This window comes from Streptomyces sp. PA03-1a, assembly GCF_033792805.1.
In the GTDB taxonomy this organism is placed as follows: domain Bacteria; phylum Actinomycetota; class Actinomycetes; order Streptomycetales; family Streptomycetaceae; genus Actinacidiphila.
In genome coordinates this window covers 1-3486 of sequence record NZ_JARAVO010000418.1, presented here as the reverse complement: position 1 = coordinate 3486, position 3486 = coordinate 1, and the positions used below count along the sequence as shown (strand labels likewise).

General features: G+C 74.0%; 3 protein-coding genes and 2 pseudogenes. 3 read left to right on the top strand and 2 right to left on the bottom strand.

The window, feature by feature from the left end:
• A pseudogene (locus PV341_RS44290) lies at window positions 1-103 on the top strand (IS481 family transposase); the annotation flags it as partial.
• On the opposite strand, the gene PV341_RS44285 reads toward PV341_RS44290, so the two are convergent.
• The gene (locus PV341_RS44285; protein ID WP_500360905.1) at window positions 100-477 is read right to left on the bottom strand and encodes an STAS domain-containing protein; all 378 of its coding nucleotides are present in this window, start codon (window positions 475-477) and stop codon (window positions 100-102) included. The pseudogene PV341_RS44290 and the gene PV341_RS44285 overlap by 4 nt on opposite strands.
• Before the next feature lie 219 nt (window positions 478-696).
• Between PV341_RS44285 and PV341_RS44280 the strand changes: the two genes are divergently transcribed.
• Both PV341_RS44280 and PV341_RS44275 read left to right on the top strand, forming a co-directional pair.
• The gene (locus PV341_RS44280; protein ID WP_500360903.1) at window positions 697-1245 is read left to right on the top strand and encodes a sigma-70 family RNA polymerase sigma factor; all 549 of its coding nucleotides are present in this window, start codon (window positions 697-699) and stop codon (window positions 1243-1245) included.
• Entirely contained in the window at window positions 1242-2546 is a 1305-nt protein-coding gene (locus PV341_RS44275) for a maleylpyruvate isomerase N-terminal domain-containing protein (RefSeq protein WP_500330310.1), read from the top strand. Before PV341_RS44280 ends, PV341_RS44275 begins: the two co-directional genes overlap by 4 nt.
• A 46-nt stretch (window positions 2547-2592) precedes the next feature.
• On the opposite strand, the pseudogene PV341_RS44270 reads toward PV341_RS44275, so the two are convergent.
• A pseudogene (locus tag PV341_RS44270) lies at window positions 2593-3486 on the bottom strand (transporter); the annotation flags it as partial.

Here is a 3486-nt window from a genome sequence, read left to right as displayed (position 1 = left end):
CCCACGCTGGCTCCACACCTACAATCACCACCGCGGACACACCGCGCTGAACGGCAAACCACCCGCCAGCCGCGTCCCCAACCTCACAGGGCAATACACTTAGGCCGACAGCGGCCGGCCCGCGTCGTCGGTGGCGGCCTCGAGATCGGGGAAGACCTCGAAGAGCCGGCGCACGCCGAGCGCGGCCAGCACCCGGTTGACGTGCGCGACACCGTCGGAGGGGCTGTTCCGCGGGAGGATCAGCCGCAGTTGCCCGGCGCAGGACCGCATCAGCCGCCGGGCGGCGATCAGCACACCCACACCGCTGGAGTCGCAGAAGTGGACCCCGGCCAGGTCCAGCACCACACTGTGGCGCCCGTCGGCCACCGCGTCGTGCACGTGCTGGCGCACCACCGGCGCGGTCACGAGATCCATTTCCCCCGAAACGGTCAGGACCACCCAACCGTCCCGTTCGTCCTGCACCACCTGCAATGCCACTGTCTGGCCCTTCTCCCGGCAGCGGTCGTACAGACCCTATGCCCCGCCTGAGCCGCTTCCCCGCAATCTTCCGGTCACACCCGGATAACTCATTACCAGAATCGATCAGTTATGGCAGAAGCTTGCCTCAAGGCGTCGTACGTGGCAGCAATCGGCGGATACATTCGATCCGAGGCAGTGCGACCGTAGTAGGACGACGGTGACAAAGGGGGAGACGCGATGGCGGCATCCGCACCACCCCGCTGGGACCGCAAGATGCAACAGCGGCTCGCGCGCGGCGAGGAGGCCGCGCTCGGCGAGCTGTACGACCGCTACGCCTCCCTCGTGCACAGCCTCGCCCACCGCGTCATGGACGACGAGGAGGCCGCCGCCCAGATCACCCGTGAGGTCTTCGGCTACATCTGGGAGAACCCGGACGCCTACGACCCCAAGCAGGGTTCGCTGCGCTCCTGGGTCGCCGGCCTCACCCAGCGCCAGGCCGTCCACCGGCTGCGCCAGTCGGAGACCTGCGGCGCCGGCACCCCGGAGCAGGTCGAGGCCAGGGTCCGCGAGGCCTCGACGGCCGCCCGCGCCGACTACATCGTGACCTCCATGCCCGAACCCCTGCGCCTGGCCCTCGACCTCGCCTACCGCCGCCGCATGGACTACCGCGAGGCCGCCGCCGACCTCGGGGTCACCGAGGACGAGGCGCGCCGCCGCCTCCGGCTCGGGCTGCAGTTGCTGTCCACCGCCGCGCAGGACACCTCGCCCCAGGGAAGGTCCCTGTGAACGGACCGGCCGAGAACGGCGAGCCTCCCCCGCCCGGGACCAACCTGCCCCGTGTGCCGATGCCCCGCGGCGCCGCCGAGGACGGCCCGCTGCCCCAGGCCCGGCCTGCCGCGCCCCCGTCGTCGCCGGACGTGCCCGCGCGCGAGGCGGCGAAGACGGCGCACGAGCCGGAGCGAGAAGCGGAGAAGGAGCCCGTGCGGCCCGGACCCCCGGAGTACGACCACCGCGTGCTGCGCTCCCTGCTCGGCGCGTGGGCACTGTCGGCCTGCTCCCGTGACGAGGCCTGCGCCGTCGAGGTCCACCTCACCGACTGCGCGCCCTGCGCCGAGGAGGCGGTGCGGCTGCGCCGCGCGGTGGGCCTGCTGCACCAGGAGGAGTCCCTCGACCTCGACCCGCTGCTGCGCGCCCGCGTCCTGGAGGGCTGCCTGGGCCGCCGCCCGGCCCGCATCCCCGTCCCCGGATGGGCCGCGCCGTACGACGCCGAGACCGCGCGCCTCGACGCGCTCCTCGCCGACCTCGGCGAACCCGAGTGGGACACGCCCGTCAAGCTGGTCTGGGCGGGCGGGTCGCGCGAGCTGACGCTCTGCGGCGTCCTGGCCCATCTCGGCTCGGTGGACGGGGTCGTGGCCACCGCGCTCGGCCTCGACGACCCGCTCGGCCCCGGCGCGCCCCGCACACGCCTGGAGCGCACCGAACTCGCCGGGGAGCGCTGCCGCCGCCACACGCACGCCTTCGTCCGCAACAAGTGGCGCACCCAGACCCGGGACATCGTGCGGACGCTGTCCTTCGCCGGCTCCGCGACCGGCGGGCTGCCCGTGGACTTCACCGACGCCGTCGTGCCGATGCGGGACGCCCTGATCGACCGCGCCTTCGAGTGCTGGATCCACGCCGAGGACATCGCGCAGGCCCTGGACTACCCCGAGTACGGGCCGCCGGCGGCGCCGCACCTCAACCGCATGATCGACCTCGCGGCCCGGATGCTGCCCACCGCCCTGGCCGCGCTCCGCCAGGCGGGACGGGCCGAGTCCACCGCCCGTCTCGTACGGGCCGGTGCGCCCGGCCGTACCCTCGACCTCCACGTCGAGGGCTCCGGCGGCGGCCACTGGTACATCTCCCTGGACTCGCCCGGCGCGATCGGCACCCCGGAAACGGTGGTCGCCGAGATCGCCGTCGACCAGCTCGACTTCTGCCAGCTGGCCGCGGGCCACATCGCGCCCAGCCGCGTCGCCGCCGGGCGCGACGGGGACCACGCGGCGATCCGGGACGTCCTGCACGCCACGGCATCGTTGTCACGCCTCTAGGCCATGTCGCCCAGGGGCCCCGGGCACGGAACCTGGCCGGCGGCGGCTACCCCTTGCTCACCGCCGTGAGCACCTCCGGCAGGCGGCCCAGCAGGCGGGGCGCCGCCGTGCGGACCCCCAGCACCGCGAACGCGGCCCCGTAGAGGCAGCCCAGCGGCAGGACGAGCCACAGCGCGCCGTGCCGCCCCGAGACGTGGAGCCAGATCAGTACGCCGAGCACGGGAAGCGTGATCACCGCGCCCGTCACCGCGCCCCCGGCGAGGCTGAGCCAGGCCAGGCTCCCCTGTCCCGGCGCGGCGGCGCTGCCGAAGCGGTTCTCCTGCGGCATGGAGTAGGGGAAGCGCACACTCGCCCAGGCGCCGGTGGCGATCAGCGCTCCCAGCAGCGCGATGGAGAGCCCGAGGGTCTCGGCCGCCGCGTCGGCCCGCCCCAGCAGGAAGGCCGCGCCGATGGTCACGACGGCCACGTACGGGACGCCCACCACCGCGATCGCCAGCGCCCGCCCGCGCAGTTCCGCGTACGCGTCCGTGCGGGAGGAGACGGTCGCGGCGACCGTCCAGAAGGCGGAGCCGTCCATGCCGAACTGGTTGTACATCTGCAGCCCGAGCAGTGCGGCCGCCCAGCAGGCGGTGTAGACGCTGCCTTGCTGGACCGCCGAGACGAGCGGCAGCAGCAGCCCCAGGGCCAGGGCGGTGGCCCAGGCGGCCTTGGTCCGCGGATCGCGCCAGGCGTAGCGGAACTGGCGCTCCATGACGGTGCCGGTGCGCCCCTCGGGGAGCAGCCGGAACCGGGTCTCCCGGACCCTCGACGGGCCCGCCTGCACGGTGGAGGCGTCCGGGCGGGTCATGAGCCGGTCCAGACTGCGGTGCCACCACACGAGCACCAGCCCCAGCACGGCACCGGTCCAGGCGAGTTCGGCGACCGCGAGCCCGTACCCGCC